The organism is Streptomyces sp. NPDC111656 (assembly GCF_055656965.1).
Genome location: NZ_JBVKCA010000008.1, coordinates 389,533 through 413,830 on the forward strand (window position 1 = coordinate 389,533; position 24,298 = coordinate 413,830).

Annotated in this window: 24 protein-coding genes and 1 pseudogene; 17 read left to right on the forward strand and 8 right to left on the reverse strand. The window is 68.1% G+C overall.

The genetic code is table 11. From position 1 onward, the window contains the following. The first annotated feature begins 167 nt into the window (after positions 1-167). The 3 genes from ACZ7M3_RS25550 (at position 168) to ACZ7M3_RS25560 (ending at position 2,817) form a co-directional block, all read left to right on the forward strand. A complete protein-coding gene (locus ACZ7M3_RS25550; RefSeq protein WP_472065826.1) occupies positions 168-629 on the forward strand; it encodes an ATP-binding protein in 462 nt (153 codons plus the stop codon). Positions 630-732: 103 nt separating this feature from the next. Further along, entirely contained in the window at positions 733-1,380 is a 648-nt protein-coding gene (locus ACZ7M3_RS25555) for a Uma2 family endonuclease (RefSeq protein ID WP_382183432.1), read from the forward strand. Between the two features lie 372 nt (positions 1,381-1,752). Next, on the forward strand, positions 1,753-2,817 hold the full coding sequence (locus ACZ7M3_RS25560) for a helix-turn-helix transcriptional regulator (protein ID WP_067374186.1): 1,065 nt from the start codon (positions 1,753-1,755) through the stop codon (positions 2,815-2,817). Here the strand turns inward: ACZ7M3_RS25560 and ACZ7M3_RS25565 are convergent. Next, positions 2,750-3,769, reverse strand: a complete 1,020-nt coding sequence (locus tag ACZ7M3_RS25565) for a helix-turn-helix transcriptional regulator (RefSeq protein ID WP_472065827.1) — start codon at positions 3,767-3,769, stop codon at positions 2,750-2,752. The two genes, ACZ7M3_RS25560 and ACZ7M3_RS25565, sit on opposite strands and share 68 nt — an antisense overlap. A gap of 23 nt (positions 3,770-3,792) precedes the next feature. Next, positions 3,793-4,776: a helix-turn-helix domain-containing protein gene (locus tag ACZ7M3_RS25570; protein ID WP_095853470.1), complete on the reverse strand. Its 984-nt coding sequence runs from the start codon at positions 4,774-4,776 to the stop codon at positions 3,793-3,795. 345 nt (positions 4,777-5,121) lie between these two features. Between ACZ7M3_RS25570 and ACZ7M3_RS25575 the strand changes: the two genes are divergently transcribed. After that, a complete protein-coding gene (locus tag ACZ7M3_RS25575) occupies positions 5,122-5,418 on the forward strand; it encodes a Rieske (2Fe-2S) protein (RefSeq protein ID WP_179436836.1) in 297 nt (98 codons plus the stop codon). 660 nt (positions 5,419-6,078) lie between these two features. Here the strand turns inward: ACZ7M3_RS25575 and ACZ7M3_RS25580 are convergent. After that, a complete protein-coding gene (locus tag ACZ7M3_RS25580; protein WP_472065828.1) occupies positions 6,079-6,492 on the reverse strand; it encodes a pyridoxamine 5'-phosphate oxidase family protein in 414 nt (137 codons plus the stop codon). A 132-nt stretch (positions 6,493-6,624) separates the two neighbouring features. Here ACZ7M3_RS25580 and clpB point away from each other — a divergent pair, with 132 nt between their 5' ends. After that, positions 6,625-9,210 (forward strand): ATP-dependent chaperone ClpB, encoded by a 2,586-nt coding sequence (clpB, locus tag ACZ7M3_RS25585; protein WP_472065829.1) that lies wholly within the window; start codon positions 6,625-6,627, stop codon positions 9,208-9,210. Between the two features lie 174 nt (positions 9,211-9,384). Further along, positions 9,385-9,918, forward strand: a complete 534-nt coding sequence (locus tag ACZ7M3_RS25590) for a YbjN domain-containing protein (protein WP_266432058.1) — start codon at positions 9,385-9,387, stop codon at positions 9,916-9,918. A 15-nt stretch (positions 9,919-9,933) separates the two neighbouring features. On the opposite strand, the gene ACZ7M3_RS25595 is transcribed toward ACZ7M3_RS25590, so the two are convergent. Next, positions 9,934-11,133: a hypothetical protein gene (locus ACZ7M3_RS25595; RefSeq protein WP_358734102.1), complete on the reverse strand. Its 1,200-nt coding sequence runs from the start codon at positions 11,131-11,133 to the stop codon at positions 9,934-9,936. A 289-nt stretch (positions 11,134-11,422) separates the two neighbouring features. Beyond that, positions 11,423-11,751: pseudogene (locus tag ACZ7M3_RS25600) on the reverse strand (aminotransferase class I/II-fold pyridoxal phosphate-dependent enzyme); the annotation flags it as partial. Positions 11,752-12,401: 650 nt separating this feature from the next. On the opposite strand from ACZ7M3_RS25600, the gene ACZ7M3_RS25605 reads away from it, so the two are divergent. The 9 genes from ACZ7M3_RS25605 (at position 12,402) to ACZ7M3_RS25645 (ending at position 19,696) form a co-directional block, all read left to right on the forward strand. Beyond that, positions 12,402-12,707: a helix-turn-helix domain-containing protein gene (locus ACZ7M3_RS25605; protein WP_355304362.1), complete on the forward strand. Its 306-nt coding sequence runs from the start codon at positions 12,402-12,404 to the stop codon at positions 12,705-12,707. Between the two features lie 128 nt (positions 12,708-12,835). Beyond that, positions 12,836-13,456, forward strand: coding sequence for a DUF2975 domain-containing protein (locus ACZ7M3_RS25610; protein WP_472065830.1), 621 nt, complete (start codon positions 12,836-12,838; stop codon positions 13,454-13,456). Further along, on the forward strand, positions 13,456-13,680 hold the full coding sequence (locus tag ACZ7M3_RS25615) for a helix-turn-helix domain-containing protein (protein WP_067374159.1): 225 nt from the start codon (positions 13,456-13,458) through the stop codon (positions 13,678-13,680). The genes ACZ7M3_RS25610 and ACZ7M3_RS25615 overlap by 1 nt, the downstream gene beginning before the upstream one ends. A 60-nt stretch (positions 13,681-13,740) precedes the next feature. Further along, positions 13,741-14,220, forward strand: coding sequence for a DUF3515 family protein (locus ACZ7M3_RS25620; RefSeq protein WP_067374156.1), 480 nt, complete (start codon positions 13,741-13,743; stop codon positions 14,218-14,220). Positions 14,221-14,379: 159 nt separating this feature from the next. Further along, on the forward strand, positions 14,380-14,880 hold the full coding sequence (locus ACZ7M3_RS25625) for a hypothetical protein (RefSeq protein ID WP_099942548.1): 501 nt from the start codon (positions 14,380-14,382) through the stop codon (positions 14,878-14,880). Between the two features lie 86 nt (positions 14,881-14,966). Further along, the gene (locus ACZ7M3_RS25630) at positions 14,967-16,622 is read left to right on the forward strand and encodes a hypothetical protein (protein WP_472065832.1); all 1,656 of its coding nucleotides are present in this window, start codon (positions 14,967-14,969) and stop codon (positions 16,620-16,622) included. Between the two features lie 67 nt (positions 16,623-16,689). Beyond that, on the forward strand, positions 16,690-17,415 hold the full coding sequence (locus tag ACZ7M3_RS25635) for an ABC transporter ATP-binding protein (protein WP_472065834.1): 726 nt from the start codon (positions 16,690-16,692) through the stop codon (positions 17,413-17,415). Further along, on the forward strand, positions 17,412-18,629 hold the full coding sequence (locus ACZ7M3_RS25640) for an FtsX-like permease family protein (RefSeq protein WP_168509846.1): 1,218 nt from the start codon (positions 17,412-17,414) through the stop codon (positions 18,627-18,629). Before ACZ7M3_RS25635 ends, ACZ7M3_RS25640 begins: the two co-directional genes overlap by 4 nt. 20 nt (positions 18,630-18,649) lie before the next feature. Next, positions 18,650-19,696 (forward strand): hypothetical protein, encoded by a 1,047-nt coding sequence (locus tag ACZ7M3_RS25645; RefSeq protein ID WP_355615428.1) that lies wholly within the window; start codon positions 18,650-18,652, stop codon positions 19,694-19,696. Between the two features lie 526 nt (positions 19,697-20,222). Here the strand turns inward: ACZ7M3_RS25645 and ACZ7M3_RS25650 are convergent. Both ACZ7M3_RS25650 and ACZ7M3_RS25655 read right to left on the reverse strand, forming a co-directional pair. Next, on the reverse strand, positions 20,223-20,306 hold the full coding sequence (locus ACZ7M3_RS25650) for a hypothetical protein (protein WP_351536717.1): 84 nt from the start codon (positions 20,304-20,306) through the stop codon (positions 20,223-20,225). Beyond that, positions 20,285-20,551, reverse strand: a complete 267-nt coding sequence (locus ACZ7M3_RS25655; protein WP_472065836.1) for a type II toxin-antitoxin system Phd/YefM family antitoxin — start codon at positions 20,549-20,551, stop codon at positions 20,285-20,287. The genes ACZ7M3_RS25650 and ACZ7M3_RS25655 overlap by 22 nt, the downstream gene beginning before the upstream one ends. A 276-nt stretch (positions 20,552-20,827) precedes the next feature. Here ACZ7M3_RS25655 and ACZ7M3_RS25660 point away from each other — a divergent pair, with 276 nt between their 5' ends. After that, positions 20,828-21,703, forward strand: a complete 876-nt coding sequence (locus ACZ7M3_RS25660; protein WP_472065838.1) for a recombinase family protein — start codon at positions 20,828-20,830, stop codon at positions 21,701-21,703. 65 nt (positions 21,704-21,768) lie between these two features. Here the strand turns inward: ACZ7M3_RS25660 and ACZ7M3_RS25665 are convergent, their stop codons facing one another. Then, complete coding sequence (locus tag ACZ7M3_RS25665) at positions 21,769-22,326, reverse strand: hypothetical protein (protein WP_472065840.1); 558 nt, start codon at positions 22,324-22,326, stop codon at positions 21,769-21,771. Between the two features lie 757 nt (positions 22,327-23,083). Here ACZ7M3_RS25665 and ACZ7M3_RS25670 point away from each other — a divergent pair. Next, positions 23,084-24,295 (forward strand): helix-turn-helix domain-containing protein, encoded by a 1,212-nt coding sequence (locus ACZ7M3_RS25670; protein WP_472065842.1) that lies wholly within the window; start codon positions 23,084-23,086, stop codon positions 24,293-24,295. Positions 24,296-24,298 lie beyond the last annotated feature (3 nt).

Sequence of the window (24,298 nt, forward strand, 5' to 3'; positions counted from 1 at the left end):
TGCGAATGTGTTCCCAAGTTCCCTACTGTGAGTGTGTCAATGGTGACGCTCCGGAACCGTACCGGAGTCGTCCAACTCCCCTGCCCACAAACGAAAGCGCACCCGGACCGTCGGCCAGCCGGATCCGGGCCATGCCATCGCGGGCGTACGACAGGAGCCGAACCCCCATGGAAGCTGCCCGCAGGGCGCCCCACCGGCCTGCCCAACTCGCCTACGACTACAGCCTCTTCGCTCCCGCCGACGCCACCGCTCCCAAGGTCTGCCGGGACTTCGTACGCGCCGTGCTCGTCACCCTCGACCGCGCACCCCTCGTGCTGCCCGCGATCCTGTGCACCTCGGAACTCGTCACCAACGTCCACCTGCACACCAAGGGCACGGCCATGCTCCGCGTCCAGCTCACCCCGGCCCGGCTGCGGGTCAGCGTGTACGACGAGAGTCACGACCCCCCGCGCACGCCGGAGGCCACCCCCACCGCCTGCCGGGGCCGCGGTCTCGCGCTGGTCGCCGAGGTCGCGGACCTGTGGGGCGTGGCCGCCGACCGTGCGGGACGGTTTGCGAAGGGGGTGTGGTTCGAGTTGAGAGGCGAGGGGGAGTTCGGCGGATCGTTCCGTCCTCACCGCATCGGGTGACCCGGAGCCGGTTCCCCTGGTCGGCCCTGTCGCCGTACCTACCGTGATCGCGTTGCTTGTGCCCCATGGACGCCAAGCCCACACTTGAGGAGGTGATGCCGCCATGACCGCTCTTGCACACGAGAGGCCCGAGACCATGTCTGAGGTCAGGACCGAGTCCGAGAACGATTCCGACTTCGACGAGGTCCTGTGGCAGGCATGGAAGGCCATGGAACTCCCCGAGGGCTACCGCGCTGAGATCATCGAGGGAGCCATCGAGGTGTCGCCCACCGCTCGCCGTTCGCACGGCCTGATCACCAATCGTGTGCGTAGGGCCCTGGACAAGTTCTTGGACGGTGGCGAATACGCGTGCCATCAGGACGTGAACGTGATCCACAGGCGCAAGGCGTGGATCCCCGACGCCTTCGTTGCGCCGGAGGACACGGAACCCTGGGGTGATGAGGACGACCTCGGTGTCAGGGCCGAGGCCGTCTACCTCATCGTGGAAGTCGTTTCCCCGGGTAAGCGCAACCAGGACCGGGACCGGGTCCGCAAGCTTCGCGAATACGCTCGCGCCGGCATTCCGATCTATGTCGTCATCGATGATTACGACGCTCAGGGATCGGTCACTCTGTGCACCGGCCCGCGCCCCGACAAGGCGGACTGGGAAGACATCCACCGCGTGTACTACGGCACCGACGTCACCATCCCCGAAGGCCCCGCGAAGGGTTTCGTGATCGGCGAGGCGATCACCGGGCCCAAGCGGAGCTGAGCCCGCCCCGTCGTCGGCCCGGTACTCGATCCAGGCGTGGTCCCGAGCACTCGACGATTTCCGGCAGTTCGCGTGATCCGGACGGGGGTTGGAGAGCCCTGGCCGGACGAGGAGTGTCCGGCCAGGGCGGGCCAGGACGCCGTGTCGCCCCGGTGAACCGGGTCCACCATGGCACCGGGTCGCGCACCCCGACCACCGTCATCTTGTTGCAGAGCGCCGTGCGGAGGTGGGGATATTTCCGTACGTACAGGGGCGAGAGGGGGCGTACGAAGGGCGCAGCCGTGTTGCGATGGCGGTCGGGTCCGCGCATAGTTGCGCTGCGGACGGCGCGGAGGCGTCGCATCGCGAGGATGCTGGAGCCAGGGGTGGAAGATGGCCGGGCACAGGAGGGACAGGCATCCGCACGGCGCTGACCGACTGTGCGAGGCCGGGGACCGGGTGTACTCCCGGGCCGTGCGGCGCGGACGCGTGCCGCGCGAGGACGCCGAGACGGTGCCCTGTCTTGTCGAGTTGGCGCTGCTGCATCCGGACCCCGACGACATGGGATGGCTGGTGCCGACCTCGCCGCAGGAGGTCATGACACGGCTGCTGCGCGGGGTGTACGAGGAGGTCAGCGCGAGCCAGACGCGGGTGGGCGACGCGGTGGCCGCGTTCGAGTGGTACGCCGGTCTCGGCGGACGCGTCCAGGCGCCCACGGAGGGCGTGGCGATCCGCGTCCTCGACGGACTGCCCCGGATCCGGGCCGCGATGGACGAGGCGACCGAGGCGTGCGCTACCGAGGTGCTCACCGTGCAGCCCGGCGGCATCCGCCGCGAGGACGAACTCTCCGAGGGACTGCACCGGGCGCTGGAGATGCGCCGGCGGGGCGTGCGCATGCGCGACCTCTACACGCACGTGGCCCGGCACGGCCAGGGCCTGCACAACTACATGGAGTTGATGGGCGACGCGGCGGAGGCCCGTACCCTCGACGAAGTCGTCGAGCGCCTCATCCTCTTCGACCGCAAGGTGGCCTTCATCCCGGCGAACGCGGACCGCACGATCGCCCTGGAACTGCGCCACCCCGCCCTCGTCGACTACCTGGTCACGGTCTTCGAGCGGCTGTGGCGGCTCGCGATCCCGCTCGCCGCGCCGCTCCCGGAGACCGGCATCGACGGCATCACCCACCGCGAGCGGTCCATCGCGGCACTGCTCGCGGAGGGACACCAGGACGCGGTGGTCGCGGAGCGGTTGGGAATCAGCGTCCGTACCTGCCGGGCGCACATCGCACGCCTCTCGGAGACCCTGGGCGCGGCGAGTCGTACGCAGTTGGGGGTGCGGATCGCGCAGGCGGGGCTGGACGGGCCGCCGCGTTCCCCGGAACTCCAGACACTCACCGCTCCCGGCTCGGCTCCTGGTCCTGTTCCTGTTCCTGATCCAGAATCCCCGACCGGCCTATGAGATAGCCGAGTTGCGCCCGGCTCTCACTTCCCAGGGTCGCGGCCAGTTTGGCGATGTGGACGCGGGCGGTACGGACGTTCATGCCGAGGCGGTCGGCGATGGTGGAGTCGGTGTGGCCTTCTATGAGGAGGCCGGCGATGGCGCGCTGGCGTGGGGTGACGCCGTTCACGGACGGGCGTTGGACGGCTTGGGGATACATGGGGGTGGCCAGGCGCCAGAGGCGGTCGAAGGTGGTGACGAAGTAGTCGACGAGGGCGGGGTGGCGGACTTCCAGGGCGAGGGAGCCGTCCTTGTTGGCGGGGATGAAGGCGATGGCGCAGTCCACGACGATGAGCCGGTCGGTGACCTCGTCGAGCGAACGGGCCTCGGCGTCGCCTCGCAGCTGCTCATAGCGGGCGAGGAGGGACGGGGCGTGTCGGAGCGTGTGCTGGTAGAGGGTGCGGATGCGGCCTCCGCGGCTCAGCAGATCCTGGTCGCGGGTCAGGGAGCGGGCCTGCGCCACCGCGCTCCGCCGACCGGTGTGGCCGGTGTGGGGCTGGATGCACAGGAGTTCCCGGGTCGCTTCGGCCATGGCCTCGGTGATGGCCCGGTTGATCCGCTCCGAACCGCTGAGGACCCTGAGCGTCGGGGTGTCCGACGCGGACGACGTGTGCCGGCCGTCGATACGCATGAGGGGCTCGAACAGGGCGGCCAGCCGGGCCTCGCGGCGCCGCTCGTCCGCGATGCGGTCCTCGATGTCGCGCAGCAGCTGGTGGAGTGAGACGGCCGGCGCCGTGGGTTCCAGCCACTCCAGGTCCTCGATGCTCGGGTGGAGCAGGCCGAGGTCGATCAGGCAGGGGACGTCCCTGGCCTCATGGGTGAGTACGCCGCCGTTGCGTAACGCGCGTTCGTACAAGGTGCGGCCGGCCTCGCACACCTCGTCCACTCCGTGGCTGTGTGCCTCGGCTGTCATGTGTGGTGCACCTCCTCGCTCGTTCAGCGATCCTGGTCCAGGATCCCCGACTGTGCGATGAGGAAGCCGAGTTGGGCCCGGCTGCCGCTGCCGAGGGCGGTGGCCAGCTTGGCGATGTGGGCGCGGCAGGTGCGGACGTTCATGCCGAGGCGGCGGGCGATGGCCTCGTCGACGTGCCCCTCCACGAGGAGTTTGGCGATGGAGTGCTGGATCTCCGTGATGCCGTCGGGGGCCGTCTCGTAGGGGGCGCCGGCGCTCAGCGGGACGGACCGGCCCCACATGAACTCGAAGACCTTGATCAGGTAGCGGACGAGTCCCGGGTTGCGGAGTTCCAGGGCGACTTGCTGGTCGTCGCGGGTGGGGATGAAGGCGACGGTCTCGTCGCAGATGATCAGGCGCTCGACCAGCTCGTCGATGGTGCGGTACTCCACCTTGCCGTTCGAGAGCTGCTCCACGTAGGCCAGCCGCTCCAGGTCGTAGCGGACCGTGTGCTGATAGAGCGTCCGGATGCGCACCCCGCGCTCGGTCAGCGGCCGGTCGCGCTCCAGCCCCTGGAGGACGCTGCGTTCGGAGAACCGGTTGCTCGGCTGGACCGTGAGCATCTCGGTCTGGCACTGGGCCGTGGCCAGATTGAGCGCCGCGTTGATGCGGTCGCCGCCCTCCAGCACCGTGATCGAGTGCGTGGTCGCCGTCGTCTGCGTGCTGAGCGCCATGAACGGCTCGAAAGCATCGGACAGTTCGATTGACCAGCGCCTGCGCTCGGCTATCTCCTGCTCTAGGGGGTTGAGCCGTTGAGCCAGGGCGACTGCCGGAGGTACGGGGCGCAGCCAGTCCGGGTCATCGGGATCAGGGTGAAGAAGGGACAATTCCATCAGACAGGAAGCCGACTTTACGTCTTCGCGGGCGATACGTCCGGTGCGCAGGGCATGCGCATAAAGTCGGCCACCTTCCTCACACAGTTCGGTCACCGCATGGGGATGTGTCGCTTTAGTCCGATTCGTTGCCAAATCTCCACCCCCCAGGGTCCTGAACGTGCAGGAACATGATGCACCGATTGTGTGGCCATGACGTGCCCGAATGAGCCATCGTCGTATCCGACGGGGGAAGAGGGGACCTTCAAGTGAGGACGAAGCCGACTATGCGTAACAGAATGCTTCGCTCGGTGCTTGTCGCTGCCTTCTCTGCCGTTGTGGCCATCGGAGCTCTGAGTGGCCTATCCGGTACGAAGAGCGACATGCGAGCGGACAGCAAGTGGCCGGCGGTCGCCGTGTCCACCACGCCCGTGGACACGGCAGAGGGAGCTGGAGGCTGACGTGACCACTCCACCCGACGACCGCTCCTTCCGTCGAGAAATGGCCACCGCCTACCGCTCTGGATGGCACTTCATCGACCTGGCCACCGCCATTCCCCACACTGGCGACTCGTTGATGGTGACGGTGTTCGGAGAGCCGGTAGTCGTCACCCGGGACGACGACGAGGACGTCCGGGCGTACCGGTGTCTGCGGCGCCCGCGCGGCGCGCCGCAGCCCGTGCGATGTGCCATTCGGTACGGAATGATTTTTGTGAACCTCGACCAGCGTGACCACCAGCTGGCCGAGCCGGAAGTCCCGGACGTAAGGACCATCTCAGCCACCCCCCGCAGTGCCTGACGCGATTCCCCCGTCGTAGTAGATCGCGCAGGTACTTCCCCCCGCAGCGGCGTCACCGTGACCTGAACACGGTGACGCCGCTGCAGTTTTGGGCGAAAGATCCAGGTATCCGCCCATCTTCATGCCATCTCCACAACGGCTGAAATCAGCCGGGCCTCACAGCCGAGACCGCTCGGCCGGGTCCCGTGGACCGAGACCGCTCGGCCGGGTCCCGTGACCGGGGCGGTCAGTCGGGTCTCGCGCCCGGGGCCGGTCAGCCGGATTCCACGCCCGGGGCGGCCAGCCGGGTCTCGTGCCCGCGGCCGGTCGGCCGAACCCCCGTGCCCGGGACCGGGCAGTCCAACTCCCTCGCCCGGGGCGGTCAGCCGGGTCTCGCGCCCGGGACCGGCCAGCTGCACCCCCGTGCCCGGGATCGGCCGACCGACCCCGCGCCCGGGATGGGTCGGCCGAACCCCCGTGCCCGGGACCAGGCAGCCAAACTCCCTCGCCCGGGGCCGGTCAGCCGGGTCTCGCGCCTGGGACCGGTCGGTCGAACCTCCGCGCCCGCGGCCGGTCGGCCGACCCCCCGCGCCAGGGGCTGGGCAGCCGGATCCCGTGCCCCGGCCGGTCAGCCGTGGCCCATGCCAGGGGCCGGGCAGCCGGATCCCGTGCCCCGGCCGGTCAGCCGTGGCCCATTGCCGAGGTCAGGGTGATCTCGATCGCCACGCGGTCGGGGTTCGGCGAGGGCACCCTCCCGTACCGCTCCGCGTACCGCCGCTCCGCCTCCGCGACGCGCGCGGGGTCCGTGGCGATCCTCGCGCGCCCCTCCAGCGTCGCCCACCGGCGCCCGTCCACCTGGCAGACCGAGACGCGCGCCCCCTGCGCCCCCGCGGCCAGTACGTGCCCCACCTTCGCGCTGGACTTGTTGGTGATCACCCGAGCCAGGCCCGCCTCGGGGTCGTATGTAACCCCGACGGGTACGACGTGCGGGCTGCCGTCCGCCCGGAGGGTGGTGAGGGTGCACAGATGGCGTTCCCGCCAGAAGGTGAGGTACGTGGGGTCGGGATCGTGGGGGTCCACCGGGTATGCGCTCATGGTCGGAAATGTACCCCCACCCGTGCGCGCCATGGCTTCCCGGGCCGTCCTTGAGTGGAATAGACTCAACTTTGTGTACGTTGGGCGAGTCAGTCCGTACATCAGGGTCGTATTGAGGAGGAGAACGCGAACGTGGACGCCGAGCTGACCAACAGGAGCCGGGACGCGATCAACGCGGCCACCAGCCGGGCCGTGTCCGAGGGGCACCCGGACCTCACCCCTGCCCACCTGCTGCTCGCGCTGCTCGGTGGTCAGGAGAACGAGAACATCACCGACCTGCTGGCCGCGGTCGACGCCGATCAGGCCGCCGTACGGGCCGCGGCCGAGCGCGTACTCGCCGGCCTGCCCAGCGTGACCGGATCCACCGTCGCGCCCCCGCAGCCCAACCGCGAGCTGCTCGCCGTCATCGCCGAGGCGGCCGACAAGGCCAAGGAGCTCGGGGACGAGTACCTCTCCACCGAGCACCTCCTCATCGGGATCGCCGCGAAGGGCGGCCCGAGCGGCGACGTACTCTCCCAGCAGGGCGCCAGTGCGAAGAAGCTGCTTGAGGCGTTCCAGAAGAGCAGGGGAGGACGCCGGGTGACGACCCCGGATCCCGAGGGCCAGTACAAGGCGCTCGAAAAGTTCGGTACGGACTTCACCGCCGCCGCGCGCGAGGGGAAGCTCGACCCGGTCATCGGCCGGGACCAGGAGATCCGCCGGGTCGTGCAGGTGCTGTCCCGGCGCACCAAGAACAACCCCGTCCTCATCGGCGAGCCCGGCGTCGGCAAGACCGCCGTCGTGGAGGGGCTCGCCCAGCGGATCGTGAAGGGCGACGTGCCCGAGTCGCTCAAGAACAAGCGGCTCGTCTCGCTCGACCTCGGCGCCATGGTGGCCGGGGCGAAGTACCGGGGTGAGTTCGAGGAGCGGTTGAAGACCGTCCTCGCCGAGATCAAGGACTCCGACGGGCAGATCATCACCTTCATCGACGAGCTGCACACGGTCGTCGGCGCGGGCGCGGGCGGCGACTCCGCCATGGACGCCGGCAACATGCTCAAGCCGATGCTCGCCCGCGGTGAGCTGCGGATGGTCGGTGCCACCACCCTCGACGAGTACCGCGAGCGGATCGAGAAGGACCCTGCCCTGGAGCGCCGCTTCCAGCAGGTCCTGGTCGCCGAGCCGTCCGTCGAGGACACCATCGCGATCCTGCGCGGACTCAAGGGCCGCTACGAGGCCCACCACAAGGTCGTGATCGCGGACAGCGCGCTGGTCGCCGCGGCCACCCTCTCCGACCGGTACATCACCTCCCGCTTCCTGCCCGACAAGGCCATCGACCTCGTCGACGAGGCGGCCTCCAGGCTGCGCATGGAGATCGACTCGTCCCCCGTCGAGATCGACGAACTCCAGCGCGCGGTGGACCGGCTGCGTATGGAGGAGCTGGCCCTCGACAAGGAGACCGATCCCGCCTCCCGGCAGCGTCTGGAGAAGCTGCGCCGCGACCTCGCCGACAAGGAGGAGGAGCTGCGGGGCCTGACCGCCCGCTGGGAGAAGGAGAAGCAGTCCCTCAACCGCGTCGGCGAGCTGAAGGAGAAGCTCGACGAGCTGCGCGGCCAGGCCGAGCGCGCCCAGCGCGACGGCGACTTCGACACCGCCTCCAAGCTGCTCTACGGCGAGATCCCCACCCTGGAGCGGGACTTGGAGGAGGCCTCCGAGGCGGAGGAGGAAGCCGCCAGGGACACCATGGTCAAGGAGGAGGTCGGCCCCGACGACATCGCGGACGTGGTCGGCTCCTGGACGGGCATCCCGGCCGGGCGCCTCCTGGAGGGCGAGACCCAGAAGCTCCTGCGCATGGAGGAGGAGCTGGGCCGCCGTCTCATCGGTCAGAGCGAGGCCGTCCAGGCCGTGTCCGACGCCGTACGCCGCACCCGCGCCGGCATCGCCGACCCGGACCGCCCCACCGGATCCTTCCTCTTCCTCGGCCCGACCGGCGTCGGCAAGACCGAACTCGCCAAGGCCCTCGCGGACTTCCTCTTCGACGACGAGCGGGCCATGATCCGCATCGACATGAGCGAGTACGGCGAGAAGCACAGCGTCGCCCGGCTGGTCGGCGCCCCTCCCGGTTACATCGGCTACGAGGAGGGCGGCCAGCTCACCGAGGCCGTGCGCCGGCGCCCGTACAGCGTCGTCCTGCTGGACGAGGTCGAGAAGGCGCACCCGGAGGTCTTCGACATCCTCCTCCAGGTGCTGGACGACGGACGGCTCACCGACGGACAGGGCCGCACGGTCGACTTCCGCAACACCATCCTCATCCTGACCTCCAACCTGGGCAGTCAGTTCCTGGTGGAGCCGCTGACCTCCGAGGAGGAGAAGAAGCAGCAGGTCCTGGAGGTCGTGAGGGCCTCCTTCAAGCCAGAATTCCTCAACCGCCTCGACGACCTCGTGGTGTTCTCGGCCCTCGACAAGGAGGAGCTGGAGCGCATCGCCGGGCTCCAGATCGGTCGCCTCGCCAAGCGGCTGGCCGAGCGCCGGCTCACCCTGGAGGTCACCGACGCGGCCCTGGCCTGGCTCGCGGACGAGGGCAACGATCCGGCGTACGGGGCCCGGCCGCTGCGCCGCCTCGTCCAGACCGCGATCGGCGACCGGCTGGCCAAGGAGATCCTGGCGGGCGAGGTCAAGGACGGCGACACGGTCCGGGTGGACGCCTTCGGGGACGGCCTGATCGTGGGGGTCGCGCAGTAGCCCGGACGGGCTGATTCTCAGCGGTCGACGGCGCCGGTCCCGGCGGCGCCGTCGTCACTGGCCGCAGCGGATACACACTCCTGGTGGTGGTGTCCGTGCCTTTGCCTGTGGGGGTTGCCACTGACCGCCCGTGATGGGGGAGGATGGCAGCATCCGTACGAAGGGAAATACACGGTGAGCATCGACCCGTCCTCGATTCCGAATTTCGGGGGCCAGCCCGAGCCGCAGCCCGGCGGACCGGCGGGCCCCGTCGTCCCGGATCAGGACCTCGTGAAGCAGCTCCTGGATCAGATGGAGCTGAAGTACGTCGTCGACGACGAGGGTGACCTCGCGGCGCCGTGGGAGGAGTTCCGTACGTACTTCATGTTCCGCGGCGAGGGGGACCAGCAGGTCTTCTCGGTGCGGACGTTCTATGACCGGCCGCACCAGATCGACGAGAAGCCGACTCTGCTGGAGTCCATCGACGACTGGAACCGCCGCACGCTGTGGCCGAAGGTCTACAGCCACACGCACGACGACGGCACTGTCCGCCTGATCGGCGAGGCACAGATGCTGATCGGCACCGGCGTCGCCCTCGAGCACTTCGTTTCGTCGACGGTCAGCTGGGTGCGGGCCGCCATCGAGTTCGACAAGTGGCTCGTCGAGCAGCTCGGCCTCGAGCAGGAAGTCAACGAGGCGGAGGAGAAGCCCGAGGACGACGAGGAGTAGTCCTCCCACCAGGTTTTACAACGGCGTGTGCGCGATGACGACCAGATACGCGCCGTAGGCGAACGAGAGCCCGGCCAGGGCGCCGACCACCAGGACGGCGTGCCAGGGCCGGGCTCTTGCCGTCCGGACCAGCGCCCGGGCGAGCGGCAGCAGCAGCGGGAACGCGGGCAGCAGGAAGCGCGGCTTGCACTCGAAGAACCCGGAGCCGCCGAGCGCGATCAGCAGCAGTACCCCGCTGTGCACGAGCAGGGGCAGCGGGGCACGGTCCGCGATCAGCAGCGCGTACAGCAGCACGGCCGCCGCCACGACCACCATCGTCATCGGGAACACGAAACGGTCGCCGTGCGTCAGCAGATGCCGGACGAAGCGCAGTGAGCCGACGCCGAAGTCGAAGCGTGAGCCCCACAGCCGCTGCACCTCGAAATAGCCGCCGAACGGGTCTCCCTCGCGCCGGCCCACCCACAGCACATAGCCGCCCCAGCCGACCGGCGCGAGCGCGGCGCCCGTCCACAGCCTGTGGGAAACCCGTCCGCGCCGCCGCCAGACCTCGCACGCCGCCGCGGCCAGCACCGCAGCGGCCACCGCGAGCCCGTTCGGCCGCGACATGCCCGCGAGCGCGGCCAGCGTGCCCGCCCACAGCCAGCGCTCGGTGAGCACCGCGTACAGCGACCAGGCGGCGAAGGCGGTGAGGACGGGCTCGGTGTACGCCAGGGACAGCACGATCGAGTGCGGGAGCAGGCCCCACAGCAGGACCAGCACGGTGGCGACGGCGCGGCCGTGCAGCCGGGCCCCGATCGCGTAGATCCCGCAGGCGGCGACCGCGGCGGCGGTCCAGGCGACCAGCAGCCCCGCCGCGCCGCCGCTCAACGCGGTCAGCGTCGTGAGAGCGCGGATCAGCCCCGGATACAGTGGGAAGAAGGCCAGATCGCTGTGGACGACGGTGGGCCTGAAGTACTGCGTGCGTCCGTAGCCGTGCGCCGCGATCCCCAGGTACCACAGCGAGTCCCAGGACCGCCCGAGCAGGGCGAGGGGGCGCTTGCCGCCCGCCCAGGCGGTTCCGGCGAGCACGAGAACGCCGACGAGTCGCGCCGTCGCGAACAGCGCCAGCGCCTGCGCGAGAGGGGGCAGTCCGTGCGCGGGGCGCGCCGGACGGCCGTGCCCCCCGTCGCCGGGCTTCGGGGCGGCGGGGGCCGGAAGGGTACTGGCGTGGGTCACACCCGAACTGTGCGTCCCTTACGGGGTATTTGCGAGCTTTACACGCCTGGGCGAGTGCGGTTTCCCCCACTTCGGCGCGCCTTCCCCACCGTCCCGGGCCCCCGTGCTACCAGGCCCCACCGCAAGCGGCAGTGGCACGACCGGGGCCACCTGTCTGGGGAGGCTCGGAACTGCAGCTTCCGGCACGTCATCGCCTGCGATCCCGACCGGCTCATGAGGCCTCCCCGGGATCTGGATGAGTTGCTCCAGGTCTCCGACGACCACGCGATCACTCTCCGCGGCGAGGCAAGACGGAGTTGGGGATGGCGACGACGCCGCAGCGTTCGGGGAGGGATCGGCAGAAGGCGTAGGCGGCCTTCCCGCCGAAGGGGGTGATGTCGGTGGTGATGAAGTACGTGCCCTGGGGTTGGTAGACCTGGAACCCGGCCGCGCGCAGGCCGTCGCCGAGCAGGTCGCGCTTGCGGCGGAGGTCGGCGCGGAATCCGGCGAAGTAGGAGTCCGGCAGGCGCAGCGCCTCGGCGATCGCGTACTGGAAGGGCCCGCGCTGACGTAGGTCAGGAACTGCCTGGCCGACCGGACGGCGGTGACGAGGTCCGGCGTGCCCGTCACCCAGGTGACGCCTCTCTCGTGCACTCATTCGCGTGTCGCGTAACAGGCCCACCATGGGCAACCTCAGTACCGCCAGGAGCGCATCTGCCGCGAGATCGCCGAACGGCGCGGCTTCGTCGTCGATCCCGCCCATGTCTTCGTGGGCAACAGTCGCTCGGCTTGGAGTCGCAGGCGCAAGCGCCCCAGCTGGGACCGCCCCACGGTGAGGCGAACCGGGACGGCGTCCCGCCAGGTGGTGTAGGGAATCAAGGCACCGGAATCCGCAGGTCGGGGGCGGTGGCTCCGTCGTGCGGTACTGGACGATCGGGCATCGCACCGAAGGACATCTGCCCGTGAGGCAACCTCAACACTGCCTCAACTCCCTTTACTTAGGCCCTTATCGATCGTTTACTAACCACCCTGCCCCATGATTGGGGCGTCTCCGGGCGCGGGGAGCGACCCCAACGGCCGCTGCCCACAAGGTATTTGCCAGCCGTATCGGCATGGAGGCGCGCCGTGCAGGGGGCACTATCGTGCGGCACCGCAGCCCGATCGACCAGACCACGGTGCCGCCACAACGGCCGCCCGGCGCCGAAACCCCGGCAGGCAAGCAGCCCGACAAAAGCAAGGGGACAACCGGCTAGAGCGGTCAGACAGAAACGAACGGGGAGACCACCGCTGTGACTTACCGCACGACGGACAACCAGAGAACGGGACCACAAGAGGACTTCAGCTCGATCCCAGCCGCTCCTCCCACTCCCGGGGACCTCCATGCCATTCCCTCCCTCACCCCCCGGGAGCGCCAAGTCCTCACCCTGCTCGGCTACGCCGCCGACAATCGCGAGATCGGCCGTCGGCTCGGCATCGCCGAACGCACCGTCAAAGCACACCTGACCAACCTCATGACCAAGATCAAAGTATCCAGCCGCACTGAAGCGGCCCTCTATGCCTACGCCCATCACGGCAGCCTCACCGACCGGCCCTGAGGATCTCGTTCGCCTTCCTCCCGTGAGGCCCGTCCGGCCCGCCGTCACACCTTGAGCTTGACAGCGCACATATCGCTTATCGATACTATCGATAAGCGATATGTGCGCTGCGGACGACAGGGGGAACCATGGGTACGAAGTCCTGGTGGAGCCGGACCGACAACCGACTGCTCGAGGTGGCTCTGGGCCTGGCCACTCTGTTCGTCGGCGTATTCGGGGTGCTGGTCCCGGTCCTCGGGGTGGTCGGCCTCATCGACCCGGTGGACAGCCGCGAGGTCAAGACCGCGACCACGACCCAGGTACCGGGCACCGTGACCGACGCGGTGGCGGGCCACGGCATGACCCTCACCGGCACCCACCGGGCCGACCTCGTCTTCGCCCATCCCGACCTGGCCCGGCGCCTGTTGCTCGCGCTGCCGGACGTCATCGGCAGCCTGCTGCTGCTCCTCGTCCTGGCCCTCCTCGTCCAGATGGCCAGGACCCTGCGCGACGGCGACGTCTTCGTGCCGAAGAACGCCCGCCGTCTGAGCGTCATAGGGCTCACGGTGCTGGTGCAGGCTGTCCTCTCCCCAGTGCTGCCGGCGCTCACCACGCAGGCGCTGGTGAGCGGCACCCCCATGGCCGAACAGATCCCCTTCTCGGTCACCTTCACCGGCGAGTACGTCCTGCTCGCCTTCCTCATCCTGGCCCTGGGCGAGGTCTTCCGGCGCGGCACGAAGCTACGCGCCGACACCGAGGGGTTGGTCTGATGCCGCCAGAGGACGAACACCGGGTTCAGGTCCACCTGGACCGGCTGCTCGCCGAGCGCGGCATGACCCTTTCCGAACTGGCGGCCAGGGTCGGGGTGACCGTGGTCAACCTCTCCGTCCTGAAGAACGACCGGGCGAAGGCGATCCGCTTCTCCACCCTCACCGCCATCTGCCGCGAACTGAACTGCCAACCCGGCGACCTGCTCAGCGTCCGCGAGGACTGACCCCGGGCGGCCTTCGCCGAAGAGAACCCATAGCTGCGTTACCTGGACAAGGGATGACTCATGGAGATGACCTCTGCCCGGCGTCTGGCACAGGCCGGTGTGATCGCCGTGTGTGCCGCCGCTCTTGCGGCCTGCGGGGCCTCGTCGCGTTCTTACAACGTGTCGGGGGCTCCGGGGGGTGACAGTGCCGCGTGCTCCGGTCTGGTGGGCAAGGCCCCACAGAAGCTGGGGGGTTACAAGCGCAGCGATTCCGACCAGAAGGGGACGGCTGTGTGGGGAGACGGTGATGTGGTTCTCCGGTGCGGGAACATCTCGGACGTTCCGGAGTCGGCTTCGTGCACGTCGGTGAAGGGCGTCGACTGGGTCGTGAACGCGAGGAAGACCCATGACGGGGTGAAGACGGTTCTGTCGTACGGGCGTAGTCCTGCGGCCGAGGTCACGGTGTCGCAGCAGATCAAGGACCAGGACGCCGTCATCGGGAAGGTGTCCGGGATCGTGTCGGGTCTGACGAAGCAGAAGACGTGCGCGAAGCGGAGCTGAGCTGAGTTGGGCTGGTAGCCCTGGAGGGCAGGGTGCCCGAAGGTGCGATGGTGACGGGCGTGGCGAGGCCGTAGAAATCTGTTGAACATGCGTGCGGGTGCCGACTGCGGTGCCGGGCGCATGGTCAAGGAAGTATTTCCACTTCTACGGGGAGAAATCATGCGTAACCTCTCGCGTCTGGCCTCTGGCGGCGCCGCCGCGGTGGCCGCCGGCGCGCTGCTGTTCTCGGCCGCGCCCGCGCACGCCACGTCGGCCTCCAACAGCTGGAGCATCCCGGGCGGCCACAAGATGCAGGTGAACGCCTGGCACTGTGGCGCGTACGTGACCGCCTGCGACTGGAAGGCGTCGACCAAGCTGTACAAGGGCAGGTCCCACGACAGTGCCCAGTGGGTGCAGAACCGGGCCATCCTGGCCGCTCACGGAATCAGCGTCTCCCTCACGATCTCGAAGAACCCTGAGGCGACGCTGACGATGAACAGCAGGTCGCAAGGCACGGTCCGCTGGAAGAACTACGGCGGGCACAAGTGGATCTCGGACACCTACGGCCAGATGAAGCCCAGCAGGCTGACCGTGTACGTGTCGACGAAGTCCTGCGGCTCGGCCCAGATCACCAGCCGCATCAAGTTCACGGAGAAGTGCGTCTACGCCGGCGCCTCCTGATCCGCGCTTGACGCCGCACACCAGCTGACCGTCTCTGCCCCCGCCTCCTGGCGGGGGCAGAGTTCGCTTACGGGGGGAGAACAAGCATGTCTCACGCCAGGAAAGGTGCGAGGAAGGCGACGTGGGCGGCTGCCTCGGCCTGCGTCATGATGCTGGCCGCGTCCTGCACCTCGCAGGGCAGCCACCGTGAAAGCACGGAACCGGCCTACTTGCAGACCCTCGTCAGCCAGGCCAACGGTCTGTACTACCACCCCTTCCTGAGGGAAGAGCGCGGCAGCCCCGAAGCCCAGTCCTACGCGCTGCGCATCCTGGCGGAGACCGGCGCGAAGCCGAAGGTCACCGTAGACGCCAAGACGGCCGCGGCGCTGCGCTCCGACGCGGTCACGACCTCTGCGCTGTGGGGGAGGTACTGGCTTGTCCCTCTGCGCGACGCCGGGGTGTCGGGGGTACTGGGGCCGGGCGACGCGCGGAGCGTGGAGAAACTGCGGACCGGCACGGGGTGGTACGAAGATCCCGCGCTCGAGGAGAAGAGCGACGAAGGGCGCCTCGGTGCCACCTGGGCCGCGCTGGAGGTGGAGGCGGCCACTGGATCCCTCGGGGAGCTTCCTGCTGCCGACAAGGTGGCCACGGCCCGCTGGCTTGCCCAACTGGCAGGAATCAAGCCTACGTTGGCCGATGCCGCGGTCCTGGCACGCTGCCTTCATCTGCTCGGCAAGCCCGTCCCCGCCTCCCTGACGTCCATGCGAGCTCCGGACGCGAGCGGGTTCACCGAGCGGCCGGACCAGGAACGCGCCACCCTGCTGGAGGACACGTACAACTACGTACTGCTCCAGGAGTCGGCCGGCGAGAAGCCGCAGGTGAACCGGAAGACATGGCAGCAGGCCCTGTCCCACAACGTCGAAAGCCTCGACTACGAGCAGCTCTACAGCCTGGTGCACATCCTGCGCGCCACCGGCAGCCCCCAGAGGGCGTTCCCGGCGGTCACCCGCCGCCTGGAGCGGGAGCGCATGCCGGACGGAACGGTGCGTGACCCGTCCTCCTACCTCGGCACGCCCGACGCGTCGCTGTTCGTGCAGCGGCTGCGGAGCGTGGCCGGATGGACTGTGCGGGACAAACGTCTGCTGGCCGCGGCCGAGAAACAGGCCGGCTCCCAGGACGCACCCCGCGACGGCGCCGCACGGCTGACCATGGCCGCGCTCGATCACAGCGCCGGCGGTGAGCCGCTTTCCCGTCAGGAGGCTGCGCTGTGCCAGGATCCGTCGACGGTGCCGGCCACGGTCACCGCGGACAACGTGGCGGACTGGCAGCGTGCGGTGTGGAACTGCGAGGAGTCCGGCGTACCGGTACCGATTCCCTCCGTCACGCGCTGGAGTGTTGACGGTCTGGAAGGTGCGCAGGCGGCCGCCACGCTGGTGGTCGGCCTGCACCAGGACGGCCGGGGGGACCGGATACCCGGCTGGCTGACCGCGGACGCGCTCAGGCGGTGGGCAGACGACCCGGGGCCTCGCGCAAGCGTCTATGACCGTGCGGTGATCGTCCGCGCCTACCTGCTGCTCGGCGGCCATGCCGACGAGTCCCTCGTCGAACACCTCACCGGTCAGTTCAAGGCGCACAGGGGCTGTCCGGGGCTGCCCGGCCTGTACCGACCCGATGACGAGCCCGGCTGTGACCTCAAGACGACGTTGGCGGTGTGGGACCTGGACAAGGCACTGGACGGAAAGCTCGGGGCTCTGCCCTCGTAGGGCTCCTCAGGACTCCTTGAGACAGAACTCGTACGACTCCTCGATACAGAAAGTGAGTAGAACCTCCTTGAGCACGCTGTTGACGGCGAGTGGGGTGGGCAAGTCCTATACGCTGCGCGGCCAGCGGGTCGACGTCCTCCAAGACATCGATCTTGCTGTCGCGCCGGGATGTGTCACCGCGCTCGTCGGACATTCCGGATCGGGTAAATCCACCCTCATGCACATTCTCGGGCTGCTGACGAAACCCGACACCGGCCGGGTGGATCTGGAGGGCCACGATACCCGCGGCCTGTCGGACGGCGCGCTCGCGGACCTACGGCGCCGACGTCTGGGGTTCGTCTTCCAGTCCTACAACCTGCTGCCGCAGCACAGCGCCCTGCGCAATGTCCTGCTTCCGTACACCGGCAGGCGCCGGGAGGCAGAGGCCCGGGCGCGCGGTCTGCTGGAGCGCGTGGGGCTGGGAGACCGGTGCGAGCACCGGCCCGGCGAGCTGTCCGGGGGCGAACAGCAGCGCGTGGCGCTGGCCCGGGCGCTGGTGAACGATCCACCGCTGCTGCTGGCCGACGAACCCACCGGAAACCTGGACACCGAGAGCGAGGCCCTGTTGCTGGGCTTGTTCCGGGAGTTGGCGGAAGGCGGGCGGGGAGTGCTGGTCGTCACGCACAACCAGGCGGTCGCGGATGCGGCCGACATCGTTCACCGACTGGGCCGGGACGCGGCTCTTTCGGCACAGGACGAGACCAACGGCCGCTCCTGGGCGCACTCCCGGGGTTCGCGGGAGGGTGAGCTGTGAACCTGTTCCAGGTGGCGTGGTGGAACGTACAGGCGCTGCGCAGGCGGCTGTTGGGGCTGGTGGCGATGGTCGCGGTTGTCGGCGCGGTGTGCCTGAGCGCGATCGGGATCGCCTCGAACGCGCAGGGGACGACGACCAGCAAGGTCGGGGAGTCGACGGCGAACCGGTCGGTCACGGTCGACTCGCCGGACGGGGGTCCTGATACGGCTCGGCTGACGGAGGCGACGGAGAAGCGTCTGGCGGGGATCGCTCACGTGGAGTCGGTCCAGCACAGGCTTCAGGTGTCCATGCCGGTACGGGACAACCCCGAGGGGGCCGATCTGCTGTACGCGACGACCTATCGCGAGGCGCTGACGCCCCCCGTGGTCAAGTCGATACGCAAGCAGTTGTTCCCGCTGCACCGTGGAGAGGTGGTCTTCCCCGCCTCCACACACGGGGTGGACCTGTCTTCGATGGTGGGCAGGACGGTGACGGTGGACGCGCACCGATATGTGCGGCCCGGCGTGGGGGACACGGTGAGTGACCGGGTGAAGGTGGTGGGCCTGTACGACCCGAGCTGGCAGTTCGACGGCCTGGACGTCGCGTATGCGGACGACGCCACCGTGGTGAAGTGGGCGGCGGCCGCGGCCGGCAAGACGACCGACGACTATCTGCGCACGTCGGGCTGGGATCAGCTGACGGTGGTGGCTGACAGTGCCTCTCAGGTACCGGGCGTGCTCAAGGCCGTGCAGAGGATGAACTACCCGGCCGTCACCTTGCAGCAGCAGCTTCAGGCGCTTCCCGGAGTGCTGCGGTTGGTCAGGCTGACCGGGAACGTACTGCTCGGCGTCCTGGGCGTGCTCGCCTTCGCCGGCGCGGTCACGGTGACGGGTGCACTGGGGCGGCAGCGGGCCCAGGAAGTGGGCATTCTCAAGGCAGTCGGTTTCCGTGGCCGCTCGGTGATGGGCATGCTCGTGGCGGAGATGGCGATCGCCGGGGTGGTGGCGGCCGCGGCCGGTGTGGTGCTGGCGGTGGGAGCCTCCAGCGCGGCGGCCGCCGGTCTTCGGCGTATCGGAGACATCGCCCCGTATGTGCGCGACGCGGTGCCGCTGCCGGGGACGTCGACGCTGATCTCCCTGTCGGTCGCCACAGTTGTCGTCGTAGCCGCCGGCGCCGTGCTCCCGGCACGTCGTGCCGCGCGCATGTCCCCCACCGAAGCCATGAAGGATTGGTGATCCCTGTGATGCGGCGCAAGATGTCGTACGCCGCGCTCGCGGTGTCCGCTGCCCTGCTGGCCTCCTGTTCCGGTTCCGACGATGTGGAGTTGGGAACGGACTGGAAGGGATCGCAGACCTTTGTGACGGCGAGCGTCGCCGGACACACAGTGCTGGTCGGCATCGATCCCGAGGCCCACCACGCGCAGGCGCTGGCTGTTGTGCCGCAGAAGGACGGCGACGACGACGTGCAGGCTCCTCAGCTCGTGCAGTTGGCCGACGGGACATGGTGGCTGTCGACGCCCCGCAAGGGAAAGCGTCCGGACCGGCTCTTCACGTTGGACACCGCCGGGCACGCCCTGGCTGAGAAGGACGATGACACTACGGATCGGCTGCGTGAACTCGTGCCGGGCAAGAGCCTGGTCGCGGCCGTTCACGGCTCCTCCGAAAGCGCCGGAAGCGATCAGGGCGCTGCCACGGCGGACAGCGAATCCACCAGTGTGCTGGTACGCGATGCGAAGACGTGGAAGAAGGTCCGGGACGTGCGGGTGCCGGGATCGGTCACGCTGGCGGCGTCCGATCCGTCCAGCGACACGGTGTGCCTGGCTACCGGACAGGGATCCGACACGAAGGTGAGTGTGCTCGACCTCACCACCGGCAGGACCAGGCAGGCCGGCGGGGCCGGCGGTGTTCAGGTGCAGCAACTGGCATGTCGGGCAGGCACCCCGGTCCTGGCCGGTACCCCCGCCGGGAACAACCGGGGAACCACGGTGAAAGTGACCCTCAAGCACGCGGACGAGGCAACGGTGGTGAGTGTGCACGGCGGACGGGTCGATGCCGTGCAGGCGTCGAAGAACGCCGTCGTGGTCGCGGTGAACCGCGGGGAGGACAGCGACCTCATCGAGCTGGACCGGACGAGCGGGCGTGAACTGCGGCGCGTGGCGGTCAAGGGCATGGACAACTCGTATCTGCTGCGGCACACGCGGGATGGCTGGGTGATGGTCTCGGACAACACCGCGACCGTGGTGAACCTGGACGACGGGACGTCCCGGACGTTCAACCTGCCGGGGACGCTGACAAGCTTCTGAGCCTGCGCGAAAGGGGCCTCCGCGATGGCTTCCCCTGCTGCTCGTGGTCGGCTGTCCAGGGCGGAACGCCGACTCGGCCTCCCCCCCTCGAACGTCCGCATGGTCGAGGAGGTCACCGCTCTGTACGAACACCCGGAACCGCGTCCTGCCGAACCCGTCTCCCCCGCGACCGCGGCTTCCCTGTACTCAGCGGAAAGTCCACGTACCGGCCACGAGAATCGTGAGGGCGAGCAGGCCAGAGCCCAGACAGCGTCGGTTGATCGCTGAGGGAAGCGTGTCCGCCGACGGGCAGGGTCGCGTGATGCGGCCGCTCATCCAGGGCACCGCGCGATCGTCTCGTGGCGGGCGACCGACCGGATCAACGGCGCCTCGGCCGGCTCAGAGAAGCACTCCGTCCGCTCGGTGGCGTCGGCCTCGGCCCGGAACGTCATCCGCGGGACGACGGAGGCCGCGACCGGCCGGGAGGAGCTGCGCAGGGTGGCGCTGCCGAACGCGCATCGCGGGCCTGCTCGATCCTTGAGTCCTGTCAGCTCTCGTAGCGGTAGTGGCACTGCGCGATCAGGACGGCGTCCTCGGTGGCCTTGTAGATCAGTCGGTGCTCGTCGTTGATGCGGCGCGACCAGTAGCCCTGGAATCCGTGCTTGAGCGGGTCCGGTTTGTCGATCCCTCGTTGCCGTTCCGGGCAATGTCCGCGAGGTACGCCGTCTCCTTCAGGGACTCGTAGTCCTCGAGGGAGACGATGACGACCGGCTCATGCCCGGCCCGGGTGATGACGACCTCTTCGCGGTCGTCGGTGACTGCGTTGAGCACCTCGGCGTAGCGTGCGCGCGACTCGGAATACGTCATGGTCTTCACGATCGGCCATCCCTTCACGTGCAAGAAGTTGTACGTCTGTCCCTGTAGCGCGGCAAGCGCCGGAATGACGGCCGTGACCGGGCGGCCTCCGGCGCGAAAGCTCCCCGTAGGGCGGCGGTCAGTGCGCGAATGCCTTGCGGAGCCGTTCCGCCGCCTCCTCCAGCACCTCGGTCCGCTTGCAGACGGTGAAGACATGAGCGGCAACGGGAAGTGTTTGCCCTCTAGTGCGAGCAAGCCCGCTCGCCTGCGGGTCTCACCAGGACGCAAGGGGGGCCCGTGAGCGTTCCGACGTTCCGGCCGATGACGACGCCAGACAAGACGATTGACCCGCACGGGGATCTCGACATCTATGCCCGGAAGTCCGTCGCCCGTAAGGGTCAGTGGGACACAGAACTGAGCGTCGGCCAGCAGATCGAAGACGGCATCCGCTGGGCCAAGTGGAACGGGTACACGCCCCGCCACGTGTGGGTAGACCACGGCATCAGCGGCTCGAAGGACGTGAAGCGGCCTGGCTATGACGCTGGGCTGAACGCGCTGGAGACCGGCGAAGTTCGCTGCCTCTGGTCGTACAAACTGGACCGTTTCAGCCGTCGTGGTGCGCTGGCCGTTCTCACCATCATGGAACGGCTCGAAGGTCGGCGAATCTTCTTCGGCGCTGACAATCTCGACACGAGCGAACAGAAGGACCGCCGCATGATTATGTGGCGCGCCGAAGATGCGAAGGAATTCAGCGACCAGCTCTCGGGCCGCGTCTCGGATTCATGGCGCTACTCGAAGGACCAGGGATATTGGTTGGCCCCGCGCGTTCCCTACGGGCTGAGCAAGACCAAAGGGCGGAAGCTCGTCGCCGACCACACCCTGGCTATCCCTGGAAAGTCGGACGGCCCGACGAAAGCCGACGTGATCCGGCGGATTGTTTCTCAGCTCTCCGAAGGAGCGACCGCCCCGAAGATTGCAGCACGCCTCACCGCTGACAGCATCCCATGCCCGAGCGGCGGTAACTGGTCGCCGCAGTACATCTACCGGGTAGCCAAGAATCCCGCGTACAGGGGACACCGCTGCGAAATTCAGACCCGGGGGTCTGGGCCAAAATCCTGCCGGAACTGCATAGAAATGAGAAATCCGAGCCGGCTGGCCCCTTACAGAGCGTAAGAACGTAAACAGCGAAAGGCAGATCCATGCGTCGCGTAAATGTCTGCCCCATCTGTACAGGGCGCTTACTTCCGACTGCCGTCATCATCCAACGCGGCTTGCGCACGAGGGACGAACTCTTCCAAAGCGCGTCCGTACCGCTTGCTCGCATTGGTTGCTCTTTGGGTAGTGAATCTCCAAGTTCGCTGATCTGCTGGCTCCCGTGCGTCGCCGAGAGCGGTAAGCGCCGCCACATACATGAATAGGTCATCGCTCCATGTGGCAAGTTTCATAGCGGCTTCGCCGACCTCCTTGGGGCCTGCCAACGCTACCTCAATGGCGGTCTTCTTGACTGCCGCCTGCTTCTGCAAGAGACCGGCAATATTTTCTTCCTGAAGGTGCAGATCGTCGGGCACCTCTGCGTCGAAGAACTCATAGTGACCTACTACCCGGTGGAACGTTGTTGCCGCTTCCAGTAGGTCTCTGTAGACAGCGTGGCGTGGCCCTCTCCGTTCCCGGCGATGTTCTGAGCGAGCAGCAATACGCGCGCCTTCCCGCTGCGCCCAACCTGTTGCCAGCGCTGCGCCAATCGTCGCTACCGAGCCTGCCAACGCCCCGAGTACTGCGGCCAATCCTGCATCCATGGGCCCAACCTTGCTGGCCTTGAAGGCAGATGGTCAAGAGCGCCTGCCCAGCGTTCCCGGGACGACGAATTCCAGTTCCCCGAGCGCGTATCGGACTGGGCTGCAACTGAGTGACACTCGGGCCCAACGGATTCACCGGGTTGTCATCCATGCAGTAAATGCAGATCCGACACAGGTGGCCAGGAACGTCAGTAGCCGTACCGGGAGTCGCTGGAGGGTCATGCGGAATCCACCGATCCTGATGTCTAGTGCGGGCGTACTGCGATCGATTCCCGAGGCGTTGCGGTCGCTCATGATTCGTTACCCCTCCGTCAAGTGCCCCACGGGTCGCGGCTGTTGATTTCCCTGACTGTCTCTACCATCCCCTATTTGGCTCAGGAGAGTGCACTCGGGGTCGGGCATCGGGTCCATTCGTGGCACTGAGTGCCGCCAAAGTCCTCGCTTTGACCCTTTCCCGTTGCACCTTGCCCCGGTCCCAATTGTCTGCGGAAGTGCCCTGTGACCTTCCGGACACCTTTGATCGATCATCTTTTGGGCAGTGCGGTTGGTTCTTGACAACCCAGTTCAGGGCGTCGCCGTGCCACTTGTAGACGTGGCGGGTGCGCAGGATCGATGCGGAAGAGTCCGTGCCGTCGCTACGGCTTGCCTGGTGGTGTACGGCGGCCTTATTGCCCTGGCGATCCGTCAGATATGTGTGGCAGCCCTGGTAGATCCGCGCCGCTGACGTGCTGTCCATGCTCGGCGTAGCCTCGAAGGCATGGCTGAGCACCTGGGCGACCGGCTGGCACGTCTGCGCCGACTGGCAGACCTGACGCAAGAGGGGTTGGCGGAGCGCTCAGGCGTGTCCGTGGACGTTGTCCGAAAACTTGAGCAGAAGCGGAAGCACAGCGCACGACTGCCGACCTTGCACGCTCTCTCTCGGGGGCTTGGCGTGGAGTTGACGGCCCTACTCGGGGACCCGCCCGGCGTGCCGTCCACCGGCGAAGCAGACCCGCCTCAGTTGGTTGCTGTGCGCCGCGCGATCATGCCGCCACTGTTCGCCCCACCACCCGAGCCGAACGGCGCTGAGCGGCTGTCCCTACCGCTCCTCAGGCGCGAGATTGCCGATGCCTGGACGCTTTACCACGATGCTGAGTTTGGCCGTCTTATGGACGTGCTACCGGGCATCATCACTGACGCTCGTTTCGTTGCTGCCGTGGGCAATGTTGACGAGAGAGCAGCGGGACAGGCGGCCTTGGGCAAGTCGCTACAGCTAGCCGGTCACTTGGCTGTGAGGCTGGGCAAGAATGATCTAGCGCTCTCGGCCCTCGAACGCGCGATGAATGCTGCCGAGCAGTCGTCAGACCCGCTACTCGCTCCCATGGTGGGGAACTCGGTGGCATGGACGTACCAGCGGACCAACCGGCTAGATGACGCCGAGGGAATCGCCGTCCACATGGCCGATGGCATTGAGCGGGACAGTGCTGATACCGCCGAGGGTGTACGCGTGTGGGGTGGGCTCATCATGTCCGCTGCCACTTCCGCCGCCCGGTCTGGCGACTACACCAAAGCCTCGGAAATGATGACGACGGCCGAGGATGCGACGCGCCGACTGGCGACACTCCCGCCCCCTGTTGACGGGAAGATGGTCAGCGTCTTCAGTCGCTCATCCGTTCGCATTGAGCGCGTTCGGCTCGCTGTTCAGCACGCGCGCCCCGAGGAAGCCCTAGCGCTGGCCAAGGGAATGCGCCTCAGCACGGATACGCCGCCCTCATGGCGTACATGGCTACTGCTCGACGTGGCGCGGGCCCACGCGGACCTAGGCAATGCCGAAGGTGCTGTGAAGGCTCTTGAGAAGTTGCGGCAGATCGCCCCGGCGTGGATGCGCCATCACACGCTCGCGGTGGCCATCGTTAGTGACCTTTGGGCGGGACCGGCGCACCCCCCTGGTCTGCGGAAACTCGCTGAGTTCCTGGGGGTCGCCAAGTAAGGC